General features: G+C 71.8%; 20 protein-coding genes. 17 read left to right on the top strand and 3 right to left on the bottom strand.

Features of this window, described 5'->3' with window-relative positions:
• Position 1: 1 nt before the first annotated feature.
• From murG to HF995_RS00210, 14 genes are all read left to right on the top strand, one after another.
• Positions 2-1,129 (top strand): undecaprenyldiphospho-muramoylpentapeptide beta-N-acetylglucosaminyltransferase, encoded by a 1,128-nt coding sequence (gene murG, locus HF995_RS00275; RefSeq protein ID WP_434060827.1) that lies wholly within the window; start codon positions 2-4, stop codon positions 1,127-1,129.
• A complete protein-coding gene (murC, locus tag HF995_RS00270; RefSeq protein ID WP_168445852.1) occupies positions 1,122-2,561 on the top strand; it encodes a UDP-N-acetylmuramate--L-alanine ligase in 1,440 nt (479 codons plus the stop codon). Before murG ends, murC begins: the two co-directional genes overlap by 8 nt.
• A 236-nt stretch (positions 2,562-2,797) precedes the next feature.
• A complete protein-coding gene (locus tag HF995_RS00265; RefSeq protein WP_168445851.1) occupies positions 2,798-3,595 on the top strand; it encodes a cell division protein FtsQ/DivIB in 798 nt (265 codons plus the stop codon).
• A 163-nt stretch (positions 3,596-3,758) separates the two neighbouring features.
• Positions 3,759-5,045: a cell division protein FtsZ gene (gene ftsZ, locus HF995_RS00260; RefSeq protein WP_168445850.1), complete on the top strand. Its 1,287-nt coding sequence runs from the start codon at positions 3,759-3,761 to the stop codon at positions 5,043-5,045.
• A gap of 4 nt (positions 5,046-5,049) precedes the next feature.
• Positions 5,050-5,832 carry a peptidoglycan editing factor PgeF gene (pgeF, locus tag HF995_RS00255; protein WP_168445849.1) on the top strand — a complete coding sequence of 261 codons (783 nt, stop codon included), beginning with the start codon at positions 5,050-5,052 and terminating at the stop codon, positions 5,830-5,832.
• A 95-nt stretch (positions 5,833-5,927) separates the two neighbouring features.
• Positions 5,928-6,428 (top strand): cell division protein SepF, encoded by a 501-nt coding sequence (locus tag HF995_RS00250; RefSeq protein WP_168445848.1) that lies wholly within the window; start codon positions 5,928-5,930, stop codon positions 6,426-6,428.
• Positions 6,429-6,438: 10 nt separating this feature from the next.
• The gene (locus tag HF995_RS00245; protein WP_168445847.1) at positions 6,439-6,729 is read left to right on the top strand and encodes a YggT family protein; all 291 of its coding nucleotides are present in this window, start codon (positions 6,439-6,441) and stop codon (positions 6,727-6,729) included.
• 117 nt (positions 6,730-6,846) lie between these two features.
• Positions 6,847-7,515 carry a DivIVA domain-containing protein gene (locus tag HF995_RS00240; protein WP_168445846.1) on the top strand — a complete coding sequence of 223 codons (669 nt, stop codon included), beginning with the start codon at positions 6,847-6,849 and terminating at the stop codon, positions 7,513-7,515.
• A 125-nt stretch (positions 7,516-7,640) separates the two neighbouring features.
• Complete coding sequence (locus HF995_RS00235; protein WP_168445845.1) at positions 7,641-8,102, top strand: TraR/DksA family transcriptional regulator; 462 nt, start codon at positions 7,641-7,643, stop codon at positions 8,100-8,102.
• Positions 8,066-8,797, top strand: a complete 732-nt coding sequence (lspA, locus tag HF995_RS00230; protein WP_350308668.1) for a signal peptidase II — start codon at positions 8,066-8,068, stop codon at positions 8,795-8,797. Before HF995_RS00235 ends, lspA begins: the two co-directional genes overlap by 37 nt.
• Complete coding sequence (locus HF995_RS00225) at positions 8,794-9,723, top strand: RluA family pseudouridine synthase (protein ID WP_168445844.1); 930 nt, start codon at positions 8,794-8,796, stop codon at positions 9,721-9,723. Before lspA ends, HF995_RS00225 begins: the two co-directional genes overlap by 4 nt.
• Complete coding sequence (locus HF995_RS00220) at positions 9,710-10,201, top strand: GNAT family N-acetyltransferase (protein ID WP_210727033.1); 492 nt, start codon at positions 9,710-9,712, stop codon at positions 10,199-10,201. Before HF995_RS00225 ends, HF995_RS00220 begins: the two co-directional genes overlap by 14 nt.
• Before the next feature lie 79 nt (positions 10,202-10,280).
• Entirely contained in the window at positions 10,281-13,820 is a 3,540-nt protein-coding gene (gene dnaE, locus HF995_RS00215; RefSeq protein ID WP_168445843.1) for a DNA polymerase III subunit alpha, read from the top strand.
• 37 nt (positions 13,821-13,857) lie between these two features.
• Complete coding sequence (locus HF995_RS00210) at positions 13,858-14,265, top strand: PPOX class F420-dependent oxidoreductase (RefSeq protein WP_168445842.1); 408 nt, start codon at positions 13,858-13,860, stop codon at positions 14,263-14,265.
• A 68-nt stretch (positions 14,266-14,333) separates the two neighbouring features.
• Here HF995_RS00210 and HF995_RS00205 read toward each other — a convergent pair whose 3' ends face one another.
• A complete protein-coding gene (locus HF995_RS00205; protein WP_168445841.1) occupies positions 14,334-14,558 on the bottom strand; it encodes an RNA-binding S4 domain-containing protein in 225 nt (74 codons plus the stop codon).
• 79 nt (positions 14,559-14,637) lie between these two features.
• Between HF995_RS00205 and hisD the strand changes: the two genes are divergently transcribed.
• Together hisD and HF995_RS00195 are read left to right on the top strand one after the other, a co-directional pair.
• The gene (gene hisD / locus HF995_RS00200) at positions 14,638-15,960 is read left to right on the top strand and encodes a histidinol dehydrogenase (RefSeq protein WP_168445840.1); all 1,323 of its coding nucleotides are present in this window, start codon (positions 14,638-14,640) and stop codon (positions 15,958-15,960) included.
• A 44-nt stretch (positions 15,961-16,004) separates the two neighbouring features.
• Positions 16,005-16,496: an ASCH domain-containing protein gene (locus tag HF995_RS00195; protein WP_168445839.1), complete on the top strand. Its 492-nt coding sequence runs from the start codon at positions 16,005-16,007 to the stop codon at positions 16,494-16,496.
• Between the two features lie 29 nt (positions 16,497-16,525).
• Here the strand turns inward: HF995_RS00195 and HF995_RS00190 are convergent, their stop codons facing one another.
• Both HF995_RS00190 and HF995_RS00185 read right to left on the bottom strand, forming a co-directional pair.
• Positions 16,526-17,137 (bottom strand): DUF1697 domain-containing protein, encoded by a 612-nt coding sequence (locus HF995_RS00190; RefSeq protein ID WP_168445838.1) that lies wholly within the window; start codon positions 17,135-17,137, stop codon positions 16,526-16,528.
• A 31-nt stretch (positions 17,138-17,168) separates the two neighbouring features.
• Positions 17,169-19,934, bottom strand: coding sequence for a DEAD/DEAH box helicase (locus HF995_RS00185; protein WP_168445837.1), 2,766 nt, complete (start codon positions 19,932-19,934; stop codon positions 17,169-17,171).
• Positions 19,935-20,096: 162 nt separating this feature from the next.
• Between HF995_RS00185 and HF995_RS00180 the strand changes: the two genes are divergently transcribed.
• On the top strand, positions 20,097-20,699 hold the full coding sequence (locus HF995_RS00180; RefSeq protein WP_168445836.1) for a dihydrofolate reductase family protein: 603 nt from the start codon (positions 20,097-20,099) through the stop codon (positions 20,697-20,699).
• Positions 20,700-20,724 lie beyond the last annotated feature (25 nt).

Raw genomic sequence — 20,724 nt, 5'->3', positions numbered from 1 at the left:
CGTGGTTGAGTCGGTGCTGCTTGCCGGAGGAGGGACCGCGGGGCACGTCAACCCGATGCTCGCGGTCGCGGACGAGCTGCGGGCGCGGCACCCGGCAGCTCGGCTGACGGTCCTCGGGACGCAGGAGGGCCTGGAGTCGCAGCTCGTGCCCGCCCGCGGCTACCCGATGGCGGTCGTGCCGCGGGTCCCGCTGCCGCGCCGTCCCGGCGCGGACCTCTTCTCGGTGCCGCGGCGCCTGCGGGCGGCGGTCGACGCGGCCTCGCGCGCTATCACGGAGAACGAGGCGCAGGTCGTCGTCGGGTTCGGTGGATACGTGTCGACGCCCGCGTACCTCGCGGCCCGCCGGTTGGGCGTCCCCGTGGTCATCCACGAGCAGAACGCCCGTCCGGGGCTCGCGAACAAGCTCGGTGCCCGGTGGGCCCGGTCTGTCGCGGTGACGTTCCCGGGCACGCCGCTGCGCGGCGGCATCATCACGGGACTGCCCCTGCGGCACGAGATCGCGGACCTCGTCCGTGACCGCGAGGTGGACGCTGCACGGGTGCGCCGTGAGGCTGCGGCCACGCTCGGTCTCGACCCGGGTCGCAGGACGCTCCTCGTGACGGGCGGCTCGCTCGGTGCGCAGAGCCTCAACGACGCCATGACGGGGGCGCTCGACGACGTCGCCGCGTCCGACGCCCAGGTGCTCCACCTGACGGGGAACGGCAAGTCCGGAGCGCTCGAGAGCGCGCTCGCCCAGCGTCCCGAGCTCGCGAACCGCTACCACGTGCGCGAGTACCTCGAGGACATGCACCTCGCCCTCGCGGCGTGCGACGTCGTCCTGTGCCGTTCGGGTGCGGGCACGGTCGCCGAGCTCACGGCGCTCGGGATCCCGGCGGTGTACGTGCCGCTGCCGATCGGCAACGGGGAGCAGCGGCTCAACGCGCTGCCGGCGGTGCACGCGGGCGGCGGTCTGCTCGTGGACGACACCGAGGTGACGCCCGAGTGGGTGCGCACGCAGCTGCTCACGCTGCTCGCGGACGAGGACCGGGTCACGCAGATGGCGGAGGCCGCGGCGCGGGTGGGCCGCGTGGGTGCGGCGTCGGACGTCTCGGACATGGTCGAGCGGGCGGCGGGGGAGCGCGATGAGTGAGTCTCCGATGTCGCGGTTCGTGGACGAGGTCCCGGCCGTCGCGGATCTCGGGACCGTGCACCTCTTGGGTGTCGGGGGCGCCGGCATGTCGGTCGTCGCGCGCCTGCTGCGCTCGCGCGGGGTCGACGTGCAGGGCTCGGACGCGCGGGGCGGAGCGGTCCTGGACGCGCTCGAGGCCGACGGCGTGCGTGTGTGGGTCGGTCACGACGCCGCGCACGTCGCGGGCGCGAGCACGCTCGTCGTGTCGAGCGCGGTGCGCGAGTCGAACCCGGAGCTCGCGGCGGCACGGGCAGCGGGGCTGCGCGTGCTGCACCGCTCGCAGGCGCTCGCGGCCCTCATGGAGGGCAGTCGCGCGGTCGCGGTCGCGGGCGCGCACGGCAAGACGACGACGTCCGCGATGATCGCTGTGCTCCTCGAGGGTGCGGGCCTCGCGCCGTCCTTCGCGATCGGAGGGTCGGTGCGCACGGCTGACGGCGCGCTGGCGGGCGGTCACCTCGGTTCGGGTGACGTGCTCGTCGCGGAGGCGGACGAGTCTGACGGCTCGTTCCTCAACTACCGTCCGACGATCGCTGTGGTCACGAACGTCGAGCCGGACCACCTCGACAACTACGGCACGACGGAGGCGTTCGAGCGGGCGTTTGTCGAGTTCGCGGCTCGGGTGCGCCCTGGCGGGTATCTCGTGGCGTGCCTCGACGACGACGGCGCGCGGCGTCTCGTCGACGTCCACCGCGCGGCGGGCGGGCAGGTCGTGACGTACGGGACGGCCGCGGACGCGGACGTCCGTGTCGAGCACTATGCGCCGTCGGGTGACGGTTCGACGGCGACGCTCGTCGTCGCTGGCGTCGGGGGATCGGCGGGCAGCGCTCCTGTCGCGCTGCGCGTCCCGGGTGAGCACAACATGCTCGACGCCGCTGGTGCGGTCGCGGCTGCGCTGCTGCTGGGCGTCCCGCTCGACACTGCCGTGGCTGCCGTCGGCGCGTTCGTCGGTACGGGGCGCCGGTTCGAGGACCGTGGCACGGCGGGCGGGGTGCGCGTCGTCGACGACTACGCCCACCACCCGACCGAGGTCGCCGCGCTCGTGACGGGTGCGCGGCCGGCGGCAGGGGAGGGGCGCGTCCTCGCACTGTTCCAGCCGCACCTGTTCTCCCGGACCAAGGCGTTCGCCGCCGAGTTCGCGGCCGCGCTCGACCTCGCGGACGTGGCGGTCGTGACGGGTGTGTATGCCGCGAGGGAGGACGACGACCCGGCTGTGACGGGTGAGCTCATCACGTCGCGCAGCACGCGTGGCGCCCGGTACGTCCCGGACAAGGTCGAGGCTGCGCGGGTGGTCGCTCGGCTCGCTCGGCCGGGGGACCTCGTGCTGACGATCGGAGCGGGCGACGTGACCGAGCTGGCGCCGGTCGTCCTCGACGAGCTGAGGGCGTCGGAGTGAAGCCCCCGGCACGTCCGCGGCCGGGCGCGCCTCGGCCTGGCGAGCGTCCGGCGCAGCGCCGGGCTGCACCGCCGACGCCGCGTCCTCGCAAGGAGCCGTCGGCCGGAGCACCCACCCCTGCGCCTGCTTCTCCGCCTGCGCCTGGCCCTGCGCCCGCCGCGCCTGCTCCTGCGCCGGCCGCGCCGTCGGCCCCTGCTCGGGTGGCGGAGGGGGCGCGCCGTCCGGCGACGAGGAGCGTGTCGACCGGGTCTGTCCCGGTCGTGCCGCTCCCTGGCCCGTCGACGCGCGTCCCGACCGTGTCGACGGGGTTCGCGGCGCGGCTCGCCGAGAAGGCGGCTGCGCGCCGGCACGTGCTGCTGCGACGCGCGCTGTGGGTCGTCGCGGGCCTGCTCGTCGTGGGTGCGGGCGTGTGGGGCGTGTTCTTCTCGCCCGCGTTCGCGCTCGACGAGGACCAGGTGGTCGTGGACGGTCTCGGGACGGTGATCGCGCCGGGTGCTGTCGAGAAGGTGGTCGCCGTGCAGGCGGGCACGCCGTTGACGCGCCTGGACACCGTGCGGCTGCGTGCCCGGATCCTCGAGGTTCCGGGCGTGCGGGACGCGACGATCGTGCGGGACTGGCCTCGAGGGTTGACGGTCGATCTCGTGTCGCGCGAGCCGGTCGCGGCGGTGCCCGAGGGCGGGGGCTTCGTGCTGCTCGACGACGAGGGCGTGCAGGTCGGCCGGTCCACCAAGGTTCCGGACGGTCTTCCGGAGATCACGTTCCCGCTCGACCAGGACAGTCGTCGGACCCTCGCGAGCGCGCTTATCCTGCTCAACGCCCTGCCGGCGAAGATCGCGCAGGACGTGCGGACGATCTCGGCGACGAGCCCGGACGACGTCCATATGGAGCTGCGCGGTGGTGCGACGGTCGTGTGGGGGAGCTCTGCCGAGGCCGCGCTCAAGGTGCGCGTGCTCGAGGTGCTGCGCAGCGCGAAGGCCTCGAAGGGCTCGAAGGTGTTCGACGTCTCAGCTCCGAACGCACCCATCACGCGCTGATCGGCAAGGCTCGTCGGTGCGGCGGGACATCGTGGGGCGACACGCGCCCTCGGTCGTTGCTCCGGGTCGTCGCGGCGCATAGCGTCCCACTAGCAGAACGTGACATAACTCTAACCCTCTACCTGAGGGTGAAGGTTGCCAGCACCGATCGAGAGGTACCCCCGTGGCAACACCGCAGAACTACCTGGCCGTCATCAAGGTGGTGGGCATCGGCGGTGGTGGCGTGAACGCCGTCAACCGCATGATCGAGGTGGGGCTCAAGGGAGTCGAGTTCATCGCGATCAACACCGATGCCCAGGCGCTCCTGATGTCTGACGCCGACGTCAAGCTCGACGTCGGTCGTGAGCTCACGCGCGGGCTCGGCGCCGGCGCCGACCCGGAGGTCGGCAAGAAGGCCGCCGAGGACCACACCGAGGAGATCGAGGACGTCCTGCGGGGCGCCGACATGGTCTTCGTCACCGCGGGCGAGGGTGGTGGCACCGGAACCGGTGGCGCGCCCGTCGTCGCACGCATCGCGCGCTCTCTCGGCGCACTCACGGTCGGCGTCGTCACGCGACCGTTCACCTTCGAGGGCCGCCGCCGCTCCAACCAGGCCGACGCTGGCATCGACGCGCTGCGCAACGAGGTCGACACCCTCATCGTCATCCCGAACGACCGCCTGCTGTCGATGTCCGACCGCAACGTCTCGGCGCTCGATGCGTTCCACCAGGCCGACCAGGTGCTCCTCTCGGGTGTCCAGGGCATCACCGACCTCATCACCACGCCCGGCCTGATCAACCTCGACTTCGCCGACGTGAAGTCGGTCATGCAGGGCGCCGGCTCGGCGCTCATGGGCATCGGTTCGGCCCGCGGCGACGACCGTGCGGTCCAGGCCGCCGAGCTCGCGATCTCCTCCCCGCTGCTCGAGGCGAGCATCGACGGCGCCCACGGCGTGCTGCTCTCGATCCAGGGCGGCTCGGACCTCGGCCTCTTCGAGATCAACGAGGCTGCACGTCTCGTCCACGAGGCCGCGCACCCCGAGGCGAACATCATCTTCGGTGCGGTCATCGACGACGCGCTCGGCGACGAGGTCCGCGTGACCGTCATCGCCGCCGGTTTCGACGGCGGTGCGCCGCAGGTCCGCAAGGACGGCCGCGGGCTCGGCCAGGTCGAGAGCGCCGCTCCCGCGATCGAGCGCCCGGCGACCCGTCGCCAGGAGCCGGCTACCACGACCGGCATGCACTCCCAGGCGCGCCCGATGGTCCCCGTCGAGGAGAGCGAGCGCTACCAGCCCGTCGTCCCGGCGAGCGACCCGTACGCGTCGTCCGCGCAGGAGACGGCCGAGCCGAACGTCTACCAGCCGGTGCAGCCGACTCCCGCGACGGGCCAGCTCGAGGTTCCGAGGATCTTCGACGAGGAGCCCCCGCGCCGTCGCGCGGACGACCTCGACATCCCGGACTTCCTCAAGTAGCTCGGTGACCGACCCGCAGCACGGGCTCCGGACGATCGAGGTCGACCTCGGTCCCGGGGTCCGTGCCGTCTTCACGACCGTCCACGGCGGCGTCTCAGCGCCGCCGTGGGCGAGCCTCAACCTGGGGACGGCGTGCGGTGACGCGCAGGCGGCCGTCGCCGAGAACCGGCGACGCGTGGGCGCGGCGGTGGGTGTGCCCGTCGCCTTCGCCACGCAGGTGCACGGGGCGGACGTCCTCGAGGTCTCGGGTGCCGACGGGCTCGGCGGACTGTCGGGAACCGTCGGGGAGGCCGACGGCCTCGTCACCAGAGCGGCCGACGTCGCGCTCGGCGTCCTCGTCGCCGACTGCGTGCCCGTCCTCCTCGCCGACCCGGACGCCGGCGTCGTGGCCGTCGCCCACGCCGGACGTCGCGGCGTCGAGCGTGAGGTCGTGCTCCGCGCGCTCGACACGATGGTCGCGCGAGGCGCCGACCGTGCGCGGGTGCGCACCGCCGTCGGGCCGTGCGCGTGCGGGGCCTGCTACGAGGTTCCCGAGGACATGCGCGCGGCCGTCGCCGCACGTGTCCCCGCCACCTGGTCGACGACGTCGTGGGGGACGCCTGCGCTCGACCTCGCCGCCGGTGTCGAGCAGCAGCTGCGCGACGCGGGGGTCGCCTCCGTCGCCCGTGCGGACCGCTGCACGATCGAGGACGCCGACCTCTTCTCCTACCGTCGCGCCGGACGGACGGGCGACCCGACCACGGGACGCTTCGCCGGCGTCGTCCGGATCGACCCGGCACGCCCGTGAGCGGAACCTCGCGCGCCGGGCGTGTCGGTGCCGAGCGGGGCGAACACCGACGGTTAGCGTGATTCCACCAGTGTGACGATGGACGGAGATAGGTCATGGCCGGAGCGCTTCGCAAGACGATGCTGTATCTGGGCCTCGCGGACGACCGTGGGGACCAGGAGTATGCCGACGCATACGAGGACGAGTACGCCGAGGAGTACGTCGAGCACGAGGAGGCTCCCGCGATGTCCCACGACTTCCCTGCCCAGGTGACGCCGATCAACCGCGCCGCCGCGCAGCGCCCCCAGGCGCCCGCTGCCGCCGACCTGCGCCGCATCACGACCGTCCACCCGCGCTCGTACAACGATGCGCGCGTGATCGGTGAGGCGTTCCGCTCGGGCACCCCTGTCATCATCAACCTCACCGACATGGACGACGCCGACGCGAAGCGTCTCGTCGACTTCTCGGCCGGACTGATCTTCGGCCTCCGCGGCGCGATCGAGCGGGTCACGAACAAAGTGTTCCTGCTCTCGCCGGAGAACGTCGAGATCACGGGCGAGGAGCAGGTGGCAGCGGGCGACACCCGTTCCCACGCGGGCTTCTTCAACCAGAGCTGAGCAGACGCGCGTGCAGCAGCTGTTCGGCGTCCTGGCCACGCTGTGCTTCGTGTACTTCATCGTGCTCCTGGGGCGCGTCGTCGTCGACCTCGTGCGCGTGGTCGCGCGTGACTGGCGTCCGCACGGGGTCGGCCTCGTCGTGATCGAAGGTGTCTACCTCGTGACCGACCCGCCGCTGCGCCTCCTGCGGCGTCTGATCCCGCCGTTGCGCCTCGGGCGCGTCCAGCTCGACCTGGCCTTCCTGGTGCTGATGCTCACCACCTCCGTCCTGGTGAACATCTTCGGGAGCCTCGCGAGCTGACCGCCTGGCCCGATTACGAACCTGGGCGCGCAGCGCGCCCAATATCCGCTAGCGTGAGTCCGTGGTCGTCATCGACGTCCCGGCTCCATAACCCGAGTAACTCAACGAGGTGACACGATGGCACTGCTGACCGCAGAGGACATCCTCAACAAGAAGTTCACGGCGACGAAGTTCCGAGAGGGCTACGACGTCGTCGAGGTCGACGACTTCCTCGACGAGGTGCTCAACACGTTGCGAGCTCTCCAGGGCGAGAACGACGACCTCAAGTCCAAGCTTGCTGCGGCCGAGCGTCGCGTCGCCGAGCTGACCCGCGAGAACGCGGCAGCGGTGCAGGCAGCGTCCGCGCCGTCGCCCGCCTCTGCTCCCGAGCCCGTCCGCGAGGTCGTGCCCGTCCCGGAGCCCACGCCGGCCCCGGTCCCTGCGCCTGCCCCGGCGCCCCAGGTGTCGCGGGCGAGCGAGCCCGAGTCGGCCACAGGGATGCTGCAGCTCGCGCAGAAGCTGCACGACGACTATGTCCGCTCCGGCCAGGAGGAGGGCGAGCGCCTCGTCAACGAGGCACGCACCGAGGGCGAGCGCATCGTCCGCGAGGCGCAGGAGACCTCGGCGCGTACGCTCGGGCAGCTCGAGCAGGAGCGCTCGCTCCTGGAGCGCAAGATCGACGAGCTGCGCCAGTTCGAGCGCGACTACCGCACCCGCCTCCAGAGCTACCTCGAGACGCTGCTCGGCGACCTCAACACGCGGGGTTCCTCGATCCCGCCGTCGAACAAGGTCAACCCCGGCCTCTGAGCCGACGGGACGCCGTCCCGACCGAACCACCGGCCACGGCCGGCCACAGGCACCGCCACCGCGCGTGTTGTCTGGGCCGGTCGTTGCCGTCTATCCTCGGCAGTTCTGAACAGAGAGGCGACCTGATGTCGATCCAGGACGAAGAACGAACCCCTAGTCTCACGGAGCGGTTCCCGCGCCTCGCCAAGGACGTCAAGACCTTCCAGGTCCGCGACGGCGAAGAGCCGTGGACGCTCAAGGAGGCCAAGGCGGTCGCAACCGAGCTCGTCGCCGAGGTCGAGCGCCTCGAGGTCGAGCTGGCGAACGCCGACGCGGAGCTCTCTGAGCTGTTGCGCAACTCGGGGGACGGCGCTGGCGACGACCAGGCCGACTCGGGGTCGAGCGCGCTCGAGCGCGAGCAGGAGCTCACGTTCGTCAACAACACGCGTGACCTGCTCGCGCAGAACACGCACGCGATCCAGCGGATCGCCGCGGGGACGTACGGCACGTGCGAGTCGTGCGGCGGCCCCGTGGGCAAGGCCCGTCTGCAGGCGTTCCCGCGCGCCACGCTGTGCGTGACCTGCAAGCAGCGCGAGGAACGACGCTGACCGAGGAAGCGGGCGACGTCACGTCGCACGGCGCCCGCCAGGACGACGTCCACGACGGTGACGCGCCCGCTCCTGCCGCTGCAGAGGTCGCCGCGCCCGCCGCCCCGCGCAGCACGCGGCTCGCGGTGCTCATGTTCGGCCTCGCGGCAGGGGTCGCGATCGTCGATCAGCTCACCAAGCAGCTCGCGCTGAGCAGCCTCGAGCTCGGTGCGTCAACGACGTGGTTCCTCGGCGAGCTTCTCGGGTGGAAGCTCCTCCTCAACCCGGGGGCGGCGCTCTCGATGGGGACCGGCATCACCTGGGTCCTCACGCTGCTCACGGTCGCGGTCGTCGTCGTGATCGCGACGCGCGCCCGGCGCATCACGTCGCGGGCATGGGCCGTCGCGCTCGCGCTCGTCCTCGGCGGAGCCGTCGGCAACCTGATCGACCGGCTCTTCCGCGCCCCCGGGTTCCCCGAGGGGCACGTCGTGGACTTCATCAACTACGCGGGCTTCTTCGTCGGGAACGTCGCCGACATCGCCATCGTCGTCGCTGCCGGCCTGCTCATCGTGCTGTCGTTCCGGGGCACCCCGATGACCGGTGGCCCGGATGACTCCGGCAAGAGCGCGGCCGAGGCGCAGGAGGGGGCCGGCGCGACGGTCGCCCCTGTGACGCAGGAGGCCGACCCCACGAGCGGCGAGCCGGAGCAGCGATGACCTCGCGCTCCCTCCCCGTCCCCGACGGCCTCGAGGGCGAGCGCGTGGACGCCGCACTCGCGCGTCTGCTCGGCTTGTCCCGCACCCGTGCCGCAGAGCTCGCGGGCGACGGCGCCGTGAGCGTCGACGGCCGGACTGTCGGCAAGTCGGACCGCCTCGTCGCGGGGTCCTGGCTCGAGGTAGAGCTGCCCGACCCGGCAGCGGCGGTCGAACCGGAGCCGGAGCCCGTCCCGGGGATGATCGTGCGCTACGAGGATGACGACGTCGTCGTCGTGGACAAGCCGGTAGGAGTCGCAGCGCACCCGTCGCCGGGCTGGACGGGGCCGACCGTCGTCGGCGCCCTCGCTGCGGCCGGCTACCGGATCTCGACGTCAGGAGCGGCTGAGCGCCAGGGGATCGTGCACCGCCTCGATGCGGGCACGAGCGGGCTCATGGTCGTCGCGAAGAGCGAGCTCGCCTACACGGCTCTCAAGCGCGCCTTCAAGGAGCGCACGGTCGAGAAGGTCTACCACGCGCTGGTCCAGGGCCACCCCGAGCCGACGACGGGCACGATCGACGCCCCGATCGGGCGGCACCCGTCGTCCGACTGGAAGTTCGCGGTCGTGGCCGACGGCAAGCACTCGGTGACGCACTACGAGGTCCTTGAGATGTTCCCTGCGGCGAGCCTCGTCGAGGTGCACCTCGAGACCGGGCGGACGCACCAGATCCGGGTCCACTTCTCGGCGCTGCGGCACCCGTGCGTCGGCGACCTCATGTACGGCGCGGACCCGCGCCTCGCCGAGCGCACCGGACTGACGCGGCAGTGGCTCCACGCGATGCGCCTCGGGTTCGACCACCCGGTGACGGGGCAGCCGGTGCTGTGCACGTCCGAGTACCCGGCCGACCTCGCGCACGCCCTCGAAGTGGTGTCGGATGGCTTTCGCTGAGGGTGCGCACGACGGCGTGATGATCGAGGTCGTCACGACGCAGGCCCAGCTCGAGGAGTGCTACGCGGTCCGCTTCGAGGTGTTCGTGGAGGAGCAGAAGGTCCCGGCGGACGAGGAGCTGGACGCGCTCGACGTCGCTGAGACCACGACGCACGTGCTCGCCCGAGACGCGACGGGCCGGGCCGTCGGCACGGCTCGGTTGCTGACCGCTGCGGAGCACCCGGGTGTCGTGCACGTCGGGCGCGTAGCCGTGCGTGCGGTCGCGCGTGGCACGCACGTCGGCGTCGCGCTCATGGAGGCGCTCCACGGGCTGGCGCTCGAGACGTGCGCGGTCGACGGCGTCGTCCGTTGCGAGCTGAGCGCCCAGCGGCAGGCCTTCGGCTTCTACGAGCGCCTCGGATACACCGTCGTGGGCGACTTCTACCTCGACGCAGGGATCGAGCACAAGGACGCCTGGATCGAGCTCCGGCGCGCCTGACGCGCACCGTCGCCGGGCGCGACGAGGGCCACTCCCGCCGGGGCGTCGGAGCGTCCGACGTCCGTCATAGGATCGGGGCATGCCCTCAGCCGGATCGGACTTCGTCCACCTCCATGCCCACACGGAGTACTCGATGCTCGACGGCGCAGCGCGCCTCGGGGACCTGTTCACCGAGGTCAACAGGCTCGGGCAGACGGCGATCGCGACGACCGACCACGGGTACCTGTTCGGCGCGTACGACTTCTGGAAGCAGGCCACAGCGGCCGGTGTGAAACCGATCATCGGTGTCGAGGCGTACGTCACGCCGGGCACGAGCCGCTTCGACCAGACGCGCGTGCGTTTCGGCGAGGCCGGCCAGGAGGCGGACGACGTCTCGGCGCGCGGCGCCTACACGCACATGACGATGTGGGCCCGCAACAACGAGGGCCTGCACAACCTCTTCCGCGCGAGCTCGTACGCGTCCCTCGAGGGACAGATGGGCAAGTGGCCGCGCATGGACCGCGACCTCATCGAGCGGTACTCGGGCGGGATGATCGCGTCGACCGGGTGCCCCTCCGGCGAGATCCAGACCAGGCTGCGCCTCGGGCAGTGGGACGACGCGGTGCGCGTCGCCGGTGAGCTCCAGGAGATCTACGGCAAGGAGTTCTTCTACGTGGAGCTCATGGACCACGGGATCGACATCGAGACCCGCGTCCAGAAGGACCTCCTGCGCCTCGCGAAGACGATCGGCGCACCGCTCCTCGCGACGAACGACCTGCACTACGTCAAGCGTGAGGACTCGCACTCCCACGACGCCCTGCTGTGCATCAACTCAGGCTCCAAGCTGGCGGACCCGGGCCGCTTCAAGTTCGACGGTGACGGCTACTACGTCAAATCGGCCGAGGAGATGCGACGGACGTGGGCCGAGCTGCCCGAGGCGTGCGACAACACCGTGCTGCTCGCGGAGCAGTGCGAGGTCTCGTTCAACACGAGCGCCAACTACATGCCGAACTACCCGTGCCCTCCCGGCGAGGACGAGACGTCCTGGTTCATCAAGGAGGTCGAGCGAGGGCTCGCCGTGCGGTACCCCGACGGGATCACCCCCGAGGTCCGCAAGCAGGCGGACTACGAGTGCCAGGTCATCACGCAGATGGGCTTCCCCGGCTACTTCCTCGTCGTCGCGGACTTCATCAACTGGTCGAAGGACAACGGGATCCGGGTCGGGCCCGGCCGTGGTTCGGGTGCGGGCTCCATGGCCGCGTACGCGATGCGCATCACCGACCTCGACCCGCTCCAGCACGGCCTGATCTTCGAGCGCTTCCTCAACCCGGACCGCGTCTCGATGCCCGACTTCGACGTCGACTTCGACGAGCGCCGGCGTGGCGAGGTCATCAGGTACGTCACGGAGAAGTACGGCGAGGACCGCGTCGCGCAGATCGTCACGTACGGCACGATCAAGGCGAAGCAGGCGCTCAAGGACTCGTCACGCCTCCTCGACTTCCCGTTCGCGATGGGTGAGAAGCTCACCAAGGCGATGCCGCCCGCGATCATGGGCAAGGACATCTCGCTGTCCGGCATCTTCGACCCGAACGACAAGCGGTACGCCGAGGCGGAGGAGTTCCGGCAGGTCCACGCCGCCGACCCGGACGCGCAGCGCGTCGTCGAGCTCGCGAAGGGCATCGAGGGACTGAAGCGGCAGTGGGGCGTCCACGCCGCCGGCGTCATCATGTCGAGCGACCCGCTGATCGACATCATCCCGATCATGCGCCGCCCCCAGGACGGCGCGGTCATCACGCAGTTCGACTACCCGAAGTGCGAAGAGCTCGGCCTCATCAAGATGGACTTCCTGGGGCTGCGCAATCTCACGATCCTCGACGACGCGCTCGACAACATCGTCGCGAACGGCAAGGAGCCGGTCGTCCTCGAGGACCTCACGCTCGACGACCCGAAGGCGTACGAGCTGCTCGCGCGCGGCGACACGCTCGGCGTGTTCCAGCTCGATGGCGGGGGCATGCGCTCGCTGCTCAAGCTCATGCGCCCGGACAACTTCGAGGACATCTCCGCCGTCGGCGCGCTCTACCGACCGGGCCCGATGGGCGCGAACTCGCACACGAACTACGCGCTGCGCAAGAACGGGCTCCAGGAGGTCACCCCGATCCACCCGGAGCTCGCAGAGGCGCTCGAGGACGTCCTGGGCAACACGTACGGCCTGATCGTGTACCAGGAGCAGGTCATGGCGATCGCGCAGAAGCTGGCCGGGTACACGCTCGGCCAGGCAGACATCCTGCGCCGCGCGATGGGCAAGAAGAAGAAGTCCGAGCTGGACAAGCAGTTCGAGGGCTTCTCCGCGGGCATGATGGCGCGCGGCTTCTCGATGGACGCGGTCCAGACGCTCTGGAACATCCTGCTGCCGTTCTCCGACTACGCGTTCAACAAGGCGCACTCCGCCGCGTACGGCGTCGTCTCGTACTGGACGGCTTACCTCAAGGCGAACTACCCGGTCGAGTACATGGCCGCGCTCCTGACGAGCGTCAAGGACGACAAGGACAAGTCGGCGCTCTACCTCAACGAGTGCCGCCACATGGGCATCACCGTGCTCCCGCCGGACGTCAACTCGTCCTCGGCGAACTTCACCGCCGTCGGCGCCGACATCCGCTTCGGCCTGACCGCCATCCGCAACGTCGGCGCGAACGTCGTCGAGTCGATCGTCGCGGTGCGCGAGGAGAAGGGTGACTTCACGTCGTTCACCGACTTCCTCGACAAGGTGCCTGCCGTCGTCTGCAACAAGCGCACGATCGAGTCGCTCATCAAGGGCGGCGCGTTCGACTCGCTCGGGCACACGCGGCGCTCGCTCGTCATGGTCCACGAGCAGGCCGTGGACTCGGTGATCGGGGTCAAGCGCAAGGAGGCCGAGGGGCAGTTCGACCTCTTCGCGGACTTCGGCGCGACCGACGAGGACGAGTCGATCGGGTTCAGCGTCGACGTCCCGGACCTGCCGGACTGGGACAAGAAGCAGCTGCTGACGTTCGAGCGCGAGATGCTCGGCCTCTACGTCTCCGACCACCCCCTCTCGGGCCTCGAGCACGTGCTGTCCCGGGCCGCGGAGACGTCGATCGCCGCGCTCATCACCGACGAGGGGCGCTCTGACGGTTCGGTCGTGACGATCGCCGGCCTGATCACCTCGCTCCAGCGCAAGATGTCGAAGAACGGCAACCCGTGGGCCGCCGTGACGATCGAGGACCTCGAAGGCTCGATCGAGGTCATGTTCTTCGGCGAGACGTACCTCGCGTACTCGACGATCCTCGCGGAGGACCAGATCGTCACGCTCAAGGGACGTGTCCGGCGGCGCGACGAGACGATGTCGCTGCAGGCGATGGAGCTCTCTCTCCCGGACACGAGCGCAGGCCCGGACTCGCCCGTGCTCGTGACGGTGCCGGTGTCGCGGTGCACGCAGCCCGTCGTCGAGCGGCTGCGCGACATCCTGCGCACGCACCCCGGTGCGACCGAGGTGCACCTCAAGCTCACCGAGCCCGGCCGCGCGACGCTCATGAAGGTCGAGGACAGGCTGCGCGTCGAGCGCTCGCCCGCGCTGTTCGGCGACCTCAAGGCACTCCTGGGCCCGACCTGCCTCGCCAGCTGACCTGCGCCTGCTTCCCTTCCCGAGACCGGAGCGACACGTGATCCACCTGACCCCCGAGCAGCACGTCTTCGTCACGGAGCGGCACCTCGCGACGTTGTCGACCCTCCGCGCGGACGGTTCCCCGCACGTCGTCCCCGTCGGCTTCACGTGGGACGACGGCGCCGGGGTGCTGCGCATCACGACGAACGTCACGAGCGTCAAGGCGCGCAACCTCGCCGCCGGGAACGCTGACGGGGGGCCCGCGCGCGCGGCTGTCTGTCAGGTCGACGGCGGGCGGTGGATCACCCTCGAGGGACCGACGACGGTCGTGGAAGACCCGGACGAGATCGCGGAGGCGGTGCGCCGTTACGGCCTGCGCTACCGTGTGCTCGAGCCGAACCCGCAGCGAGTCGTCCTGCGCATGGCGGTCGACAAGGTGATGAGCTCGGCGTACATGGCCCGCTGAGGCGGGACGTCAGAGGCCTCGAGCGAGGCCGATCGACCGGCCCGGCGAAGAGCCCGTCGGGGAGCGCGTCAGGCGCGCGCGACGCGCGCCGTGCGGGTCCCGCCCGGGCCCGACACGGAGACGACGTCGCCGGGGACGAGCTGACGACCACGCCGTTCGTCGGTCTCACCGTTGACGCTCACGGCGCCGTCAGCCACGAGCTCGCGCGCCTCGGCACCGGACTCCGCGAGGTCGGCGAGCTTGAGGAACTGACCGAGCCGGATGGACTCGTCACGGATCGTCACGTCGTTCATGAGCCCAGTCTCGCAGGTCGGCGGCAGTCGCCGGGAAAGCTCGCGACCGGGGTGCGGGGCTCGGACTAGAGTTGGCGTCGTGATCAACCGTCTCGACCTGCGTGGTCGCTCCCTGTCCGCCCGTGAGCTCGCCGCGACCCTGCCTCGCCCCGAGGTCGGCGTCGAGGACGCGACGAAGCTCGTCGCACCGATCATCGACGACGTCCGCTCGCGCGGCGCTGCCGCGCTGCGTGATTACGCCGAGAAGTTCGACGGTGTTCGGCCCGAGCACGTGCGGGTACCGGCGGAGGCGATCACCGCGGCGCTCGAGGGACTCGACGCGACCCTTCGGGCGAGCCTCGAGGAGTCGATCAACCGCGTGCGTCAGGTGCACGCCGCGCAGCGACCGACCGAGCTCGTCGTCGACCTGGCCCCCGGGGCGAGGGTGCGTCAGCGGTGGATCCCGGTGCAGCGCGTCGGGCTCTACGTGCCCGGCGGCCTCGCCGTGTACCCGTCGTCGGTCATCATGAACGTCGTCGCGGCGCAGGAGGCAGGTGTCCGCTCGCTCGTGGTGACGTCTCCGCCGCAGGCGCAGGACGGCGGCCTGCCCAACCCGACGATCCTCGCGGCGTGCGCGCTGCTGGGCGTCGACGAGGTGTACGCGGTCGGCGGTGCCCAGGCGGTCGCGATGCTCGCCTATGGCGCGGCAGGGGAGCTGCCTCAGGACGGCGACGTCCTCGCGGAGCCCGTCGATGTCATCACGGGGCCCGGCAACGTCTTCGTCGCTGCGGCGAAGCGCCTCGTGCGCGGCGTCGTCGGTATCGACGCGGAGGCGGGGCCCACCGAGATCGCCGTGCTCGCCGACGCGACCGCTGACCCCGAGCACGTCGCGGCCGACCTGCTGAGCCAGGCGGAGCACGACCCGATGGCGGCGTCCGTGCTCGTCACGGACTCGGTCGAGCTCGCCGACGCGGTCGATGGGGCGCTCGCGCGGCGTGCCGCCGCGACGCGGCACGCGGAGCGTGTCGCGACCGCGCTCGGTGGACCGCAGTCCGCGATCGTCCTGGTGGACGACGTCGAGCAGGGCCTCGCGGTCGTCAACGCGTACGGCGCCGAGCACCTCGAGATCCAGACCGACGACGCGGCCGCGCTCGCGGACCGCGTGACGAGCGCTGGCGCGATCTTCGTCGGTCCGTACTCCCCGGTGCCGCTCGGTGACTACATGGCGGGCTCGAACCACGTCCTCCCGACGGGAGGGTGCGCGCACTTCTCGTCGGGGCTGGGCGTGCACAGCTTCGTGCGGGCCGTGCAGGTCGTCGAGTACTCGCGCGAGGGCCTGGCGACGATCGCCGACCAGATCGTCACGTTCGCCCAGGCGGAGGACCTTCCCGCGCACGGTGAGGCGATCAGCGCGCGGTTCTGACCTGTCGCGCGGCGGTGCCGTGCACGACGAGACGAGGTACCTGGATGACCCCGCCCGACAGCCGCGCGGCCGCCGCGATGTGGTCTGCCTACCTTGCCTCGGGCCGGGGCCCGGCTCCGTCGGCACCCGTGCCCGTCGTCGACAGCTTTGGTGACGGTCCGGCGCTCGCAGACGAGCTGCTCGGCCTCGTCCTGTCCGGGGTCAAGCGCGCGACCGCGTCCCTCCTCGACGAGTACGAGGTTCTCGGGGACACGGTTCCCGAGGTGGGTGACCACTGGGTCGTGTGCGACGGTGCGGGCGTGCCCCGCATCATCCTGCGGACGACCGAGCTGCGGCGCGTGCGTTTCCGCGAGGTGGATGCAGCGTTCGCGTACGACGAGGGTGAGGGGGACCGCTCGATCGAGTCGTGGCGTCGTGGCCATCGGCGCTACTGGGAGCGTGTCGGCGCGAGCCTGGGCTTCGCTCTGACGAACGACTCGGTCGTCGTCGCGGAGCGGTTCCGGGTCGTCTGGCCGCCCGAGGACGCCGACGCCTGAGCGGGCTCGCGCCTGGTCCGGGACGCTGATCAGGCGAAGCGGCGCAGGGTCTTGACGTTGCGGGTGGTCGCGACGCGGAAGCGCGAGCGCGCGAGGACCTTGGCGAGCGGTGTCGTGAGGGACGATCCGCGCGGGCAGCGCCACAGGAGCGCGTCGAGGCCCACGTCCGCAAGACGACGCGCCAGGTCAGCAGGCGGCGCCTGCCAGGCCTCGAGGGATGCCTCGGGAGCCCCGGTCCGCGCGGCTGTCACCGTAGCCGCCTCGGCCGCGGCCTCTGCGAGGAGGCCGGGAGAGGTCGAGATGACGACGTACCCGTGCGCGGTGTCGTCGTCGGGCCACGGGACGGCGTCGGCGAGCTCGGTCGCGAGCCCGAGCGGGAGGAGGGCGAGGTGCGCGTCGTATCCGAACGCCTCGCTGATCCTGCTCTCGAGGTCGGCGCGCACGTCCGCGAGCGGGGCGTCCTCGGTGACGTCGACCAGGACGTTGCCGCTCGCGAGGACCGTGCGGACGGCACGCGCGCCGCTCGCTGCGACGACGGTCCGCAGCTGCGCCATCGGGATGGTCCGGCCGCCCACGTTCACGCCCCGCAAGAGGGCTACGACTCTGAGGTCACCGGGGGCGACAGCGGGCGCAGTGCTCATGAGGTCTCCTGGGGAGTGGGACGGGACATGGTCAGGCCTGGGCGAGGACGAACGGCAGCACGCGAGCGGCGCCCGCCTGGCGCAGCATCCGGGCGGCTACCGTGAGGGTCCACCCCGAGTCGGTCAGGTCGTCGACGAGCAGCACGCTCCGCCCGGGAAGCCCCGCGGCAGCGGCCTCCGAGAGCGCGGGCCGCAGGCGTTGCGCGACGCCCGCGAGGCGGATCGCAGAGTTGACGTCCCGTCTGCCTGCCGGGACCCCAGGGGCTGGCTCGACCGAGCCGACGACCGGCTTGTCGAGGTAGCGGCCGAGCCCGTGCGCGAGGTGGCTTACGAGGACCGGCCGGGTCGCGGACGCGATCCACACGATCCCGTCGACCCGCTGAGCGTCCGCCCAGTCGTCGAGCACCCGCGCGGCGGCGGTGCGCAGCGGGGTCGGCACCTCGCCGTCGGGCGTGGCACGCGCGAAGAGCTCGCGCAGCGGCGCGGACCAGCCCAGCCCGTCGAGCCGTGCGACCGCACGGCCGGGTTCGGCGACCTCCTCGGGGGAGAGCCTCCCCGAGAGGTCGACGCCGAGCGCTGCCATCCCCGACGGCCACTGCCGGCGGGTGCTGATCTCGATGCCGGGCCGGTCCATCGCGGCGCGCGCCTGGCGCACGAGCGACGGGTCGGGCGCGGCCGGCAGGTCGAGCGTCGAGCAGCGGTCGCAGCGCCCGCACCGCCACCCTTCGACGAGCTCGGGGTCGTCGAGCTGGTGCCGCAGGAACGCCATGCGGCAGCCGCCGGTCGACTGGTAGGCGAGCATCGCCTCCTGCTCGGTGCGACGTGCGCGCTCGACCCGCTCGTACCGTTCACCCTCGTACGTCCACGGCTCGCCGGTGACCTCCCAGCCGCCGCGGACGCGTCGGACGACGCCGTCGACGTCGAGGACCTTGAGCATCATCTCGAGCCGCGACCGCTTGAGGTCGACGCGCGTCTCGAGGGCGGGGAGCGACATCGTGCCGTTCTCGGAGAGCGCGCGCAGCACGGCCCGCACCTGCCCCTCGGCGGGGAAGGCGAGCGACCCGAAGTAGTCCCAGATGCGCTGGTCCTCCTCGCCGGGGACGAGGACGACGGTCGCGCGGTCGACGCCGCGGCCGGCGCGGCCGACCTGCTGGTAGTACGCGATCGGCGAGCTCGGGGCCCCGAGGTGGACGACGAAGCCGAGGTCCGGCTTGTCGAAGCCCATACCGAGCGCCGATGTCGCGACGAGGGCCTTGACGCGGTTCTCCTTGAGGTCGGCCTCGAGCGCCTCGCGCTCAGCGGTGTCGGTGCGCCCCGTGTAGGCGCGGACCTCGATGCCCGCGGTGCGCAGCTGCTCGGCGACCTGCTCGGCGGCGGCGACCGTGAGGCAGTAGACGATGCCGGAGCCGGTCAGTCGCGGCAGCGCCTCGACGAGCCACGCGATGCGCGTGGGCTGGTCGGTCACGGGCAGGACCGCGAGGTGGAGCGACTCGCGGTCGAGGCCACCACGCAGGACGAGCACCTCGTCGCCCGGGCGGACGCCGTCGGCGGTCGCGACGTGCCCGTCGGCGTCACGGTGCACCGCGAGCTGCTCCGCGACGTCGAGCGTCACGCGCTCGTTCGCGGTCGCGGTCGTCGCGAGCACGGGGATGCCCGCCGGCAGGTCGGCGACGAGGTCGCGGATCCGGCGGTAGTCGGGGCGGAAGTCGTGCCCCCAGTCGGAGATGCAGTGCGCCTCGTCGACCACGACGAGGCCCGCGGTCGCGGCGAGGCGCGGCAGCACCGAGTCGCGGAAGTCGGGGTTGTTGAGCCGCTCGGGGGAGCACAGCAGGACGTCGACGTCGCCCGAGGCGATGCGGTCCTGGATGTCGTCCCACTCGGTGACGTTCGACGAGTTGATCGTCACGGCGCGCACCCCGGCGCGGCTGGCGGCCGCGATCTGGTCGCGCATGAGTGCGAGGAGCGGCGAGACGATGACGGTCGGTCCCTCGCCTCGCTCCCGCAGGAGCGAGGTCGCGACGAAGTACACGGCGGACTTTCCCCAGCCCGTGCGCTGGACGACGAGCACGCGGCGCTGGTGGGACACGATCGCGTCGATCGCGCGCCACTGGTCGTCCCGCAGCCGTGCGTCCTCGCGACCGACGAGGCGACGCAGGACCGCCTCGGCCGCCTCGCGCCCGTCGAGTCCTTCGGTCGTCACGGGGACGATCTCAGGACGATCAGCTCTCGTGGGTCGTGGTCGCCGAGGTGCTCGGCCGTAGGGCGAGCCCGTGGCTGTGGCGGTCGCGTCGCCGTCCTCGGGGAGCCAGACCGGCTCGTCCCAGTCGGCGGGCGGCTCGGCGAGCGGCACGTCCTCGTCCCAGGCCGTCGACCAGGCAGGCTCGGGGTCCGTTGCGGGAGCCGGAGCAGCGACCGGGGCGGGCCCGCTCTCCACCGAGGGCGAAGGGGAAGCCTGGGGGGTCGACGCCCGTGCTGGCACCTGCGCGGCAGGCGAGGGTGCGGGGGGCGTGACAGGGCGCGTCGGGGGCGCTCCGAGCGGGCCGAGGTCGAGAGCCGGCTCGGCGCCCGGCCGGTCGACGAGGGTGCGCGCGTCGAGCGACGACGCACCCCACTGCGGACCGGTGACCTCGACGTGGCGGCGCGGCACGCCCTCGAGCTTCGACCAGTCTGGCTCCGCGCCCCAGCGGCCCGGGGTGCCGCGCCGCTCGCGCGGCTCGCCAGCGGGAGCGGCGTCGCCGTGGTGCAGCGCGGCGTCGGGAGCCTCGTCGCGCGGCTCGGGCTGGTCCTCGATCGTCATGGTCTCCAGACTACGGACCGGGACGGACATCGCCGGCAGGTGCTCAGATGGTGTGGAGCGACCGTCGGGGCGATGGTGCCCTGGTCAGGACACGCCTGTGCCGCGACGCTGGGGAACGAGGGCGCGTCGTCCGTACCGGCGCGCGGAGCGAGGAGGTCGCACGTGCGCAAGGTCACGTACTCGATGGGCATGTCCCTCGACGGGTTCATCGTCGGGCCCGACGGTGACTTCCAGTGGACGGTCCCGGAGCCCGCGCTCTTCCAGATGTCCATCGACGAGGTCAAGGACGTCGGCGTCCACCTCCTCGGGCGCCGTCTCTACGAGACGATGCTCTACTGGGAGGACGTCGCCGACGACCCGTCCCTCGACCCGCAGGAGCGCGAGTGGACGGACCTGTGGAACGCCTTGCCGAAGGTCGTGTTCTCGCGCACCCTCACCGGCGTCGTCCCGAGCGCGCGTCTCGCGACCGGCAGTCTCGCCGACGAGATCGCCCGGCTGCGCGCAGAGGAAGGGGAGGGGGACATCGCGATCGGTGGTGCAGAGCTCGCTGCCCAGGCTGCCGACCTCGATCTGATCGATGAGTATCTCGTGCGCGTGTTCCCCGTCCTCGTCGGCGGGGGGACCCCGTTCTTCGCGCTGCACGGACGCCGGGTCGACCTCGAGCTCGTCGAGACGCGCACGTTCGGCTCCGGGGTGGTCTTCGTGCACTACCGGGTACGGCGCGACGCCGTCGGCGCCACGAGGCGCACGCCGACCATCTCGTGAAATGCGCGGACGGCTGTCAGGGTGA

Origin of the sequence: Sanguibacter hominis ATCC BAA-789, assembly GCF_012396185.1 — a bacterium.
Classification (GTDB): domain Bacteria; phylum Actinomycetota; class Actinomycetes; order Actinomycetales; family Cellulomonadaceae; genus Flavimobilis; species Flavimobilis hominis.
The sequence above is the reverse complement of the archived record's forward strand: the minus strand, read 5'-3'. Positions and strand labels throughout refer to the sequence as shown.

What these genes read in the sequence shown, in the direction of transcription:
- murC (WP_168445852.1), top strand. Translation starts at nt 1,122, where the DNA reads ATGAGTGAGTCTCCGATGTCGCGGTTCGTGGACGAGGTCCCGGCCGTC.
- HF995_RS00250 (WP_168445848.1), top strand. Translation starts at nt 5,928, where the DNA reads ATGGCCGGAGCGCTTCGCAAGACGATGCTGTATCTGGGCCTCGCGGAC.
- HF995_RS00240 (WP_168445846.1), top strand. Translation starts at nt 6,847, where the DNA reads ATGGCACTGCTGACCGCAGAGGACATCCTCAACAAGAAGTTCACGGCG.
- HF995_RS00235 (WP_168445845.1), top strand. Translation starts at nt 7,641, where the DNA reads ATGTCGATCCAGGACGAAGAACGAACCCCTAGTCTCACGGAGCGGTTC.
- HF995_RS00225 (WP_168445844.1), top strand. Translation starts at nt 8,794, where the DNA reads ATGACCTCGCGCTCCCTCCCCGTCCCCGACGGCCTCGAGGGCGAGCGC.
- HF995_RS00220 (WP_210727033.1), top strand. Translation starts at nt 9,710, where the DNA reads ATGGCTTTCGCTGAGGGTGCGCACGACGGCGTGATGATCGAGGTCGTC.
- dnaE (WP_168445843.1), top strand. Translation starts at nt 10,281, where the DNA reads ATGCCCTCAGCCGGATCGGACTTCGTCCACCTCCATGCCCACACGGAG.
- HF995_RS00205 (WP_168445841.1), bottom strand. Translation starts at nt 14,558, where the DNA reads ATGAACGACGTGACGATCCGTGACGAGTCCATCCGGCTCGGTCAGTTC.
- HF995_RS00195 (WP_168445839.1), top strand. Translation starts at nt 16,005, where the DNA reads ATGACCCCGCCCGACAGCCGCGCGGCCGCCGCGATGTGGTCTGCCTAC.
- HF995_RS00190 (WP_168445838.1), bottom strand. Translation starts at nt 17,137, where the DNA reads ATGAGCACTGCGCCCGCTGTCGCCCCCGGTGACCTCAGAGTCGTAGCC.
- HF995_RS00185 (WP_168445837.1), bottom strand. Translation starts at nt 19,934, where the DNA reads ATGACGATCGAGGACCAGCCCGAGCCGCGCGACGAGGCTCCCGACGCC.